Source organism: Heyndrickxia coagulans DSM 1 = ATCC 7050, from assembly GCF_000290615.1.
Lineage (GTDB): Bacteria > Bacillota > Bacilli > Bacillales > Bacillaceae_C > Weizmannia > Weizmannia coagulans.
This window is the reverse complement of sequence record NZ_ALAS01000129.1, coordinates 1-1,367: the sequence shown is the minus strand read 5'-3', so window position 1 is coordinate 1,367 and position 1,367 is coordinate 1. Positions and strand designations below refer to the sequence as shown.

At 39.0% G+C, this 1,367-nt stretch carries 1 protein-coding gene; it reads right to left on the bottom strand.

The annotated features are described in order from the left end of the window. Positions 1-264: 264 nt before the first annotated feature. Complete coding sequence (locus IC21_RS07115; RefSeq protein ID WP_029142926.1) at positions 265-903, bottom strand: peroxiredoxin family protein; 639 nt, start codon at positions 901-903, stop codon at positions 265-267. Positions 904-1,367 lie beyond the last annotated feature (464 nt).

Here is a 1,367-nt window from a genome sequence, read left to right as displayed (position 1 = left end):
GTGACAACGATTAGGTGTAAATCAAATACCTATGAAATTTGGAGAATATGCGAGTAAATGAGAGATAATTGAACTTTATTGAAGGAGGATTAAACACGGGTCTTGTTCCAAAAACATCTTTCGGCCCTCATAACCATCATACGCCGATAGCGGTCTAAATCCAGCTTGCCTCAAATGATAGGTTAATATTTTTTGGGTCTTAGGATCTTTATCAATCACCAACACAACGTTATTCTCCATCAGACATCCTCTTTCGCGAATGGCTTACCGAATGGCATCGATTTGTTCACTCATCCATTTCTGGTCCATCGGTCCAATTCTTTTATTCCTAATCACACCATTCGAATCAATAATGTAACTCGTTGGTATAGTGAACGCTTGATATTGGGCCGCTAATTTATCCGATTTCGCGAGTAATACCGGGAAAGTAAGGTTGTATTTCTTTATAAATTTTTTCACATCGCCAACACTTGCTTCAGCGGAGGTTAAGTTAACCGCTAATACCACCACATTTTTCTCTTTAGTATGCTTAGAATAGAACGCTTCTAGATCCGGCATTTCTTCACGACACGGCGGGCACCACGTGGCCCAAAAATTTAGAATGATTTTCTTCCCGCGTAACGAAGATAAACGTACATCTTGTCTATCAATAGTAGGTAGTGTAAAATCCGGCGCGATATTCCCGATGTCAATTCCCACATCCCGTCTAACGACAACGCTTTCATTTTGCCCATTTGACGGCACAGCTGAATGTTCCGGTGCCTTTTTGGCATTTGGCATATCCGAGTTGAGGTGGTCTCGTGTGAAAGATTCGTAATGATGATGGGTTTCTTTATAGACCGTAAGTCCGACAGAAAAAACTGCTAAAATAAGAAATACGCCAATAAAAACTTTCTTAACCAACTATTTTCCACCTTTTCCTTAATTAAAATTACTTCAAGCATACATCACCTTTGTTAATTTTTTATGAAGAAACACATGTATTTATCAATGTTTATGAGTAGGGTTTTGCTACCTTCGAGGATTCTGAACCTGAACAGTTGGAATAAACCTTAATAAAGAAAACTCGTCTTTCACTCAGACAGGTTTAATTTGTTTACCTTTTTGAAACCCTTTTGTTTTGAGAAAATGCATATTATGCTCAAAGCTTTCAATGGCATCGGAGCAGTCAATGCGGTCGAAATTAATCGTTTGAAAATCCTCCCTATGGATGCGTACCGATAAAATGGTGATCGTTTCATCATGCCTGTTGCTGTATTGAGTTCGGTATCATCGGCATGTGTTTTTTGCAAGCAAAAAGTGCAGAGAATTGCAAGAAAAAATACATAGGCTTGCCGGCTCAATGAATTTACCTTTCAACCGAGCGA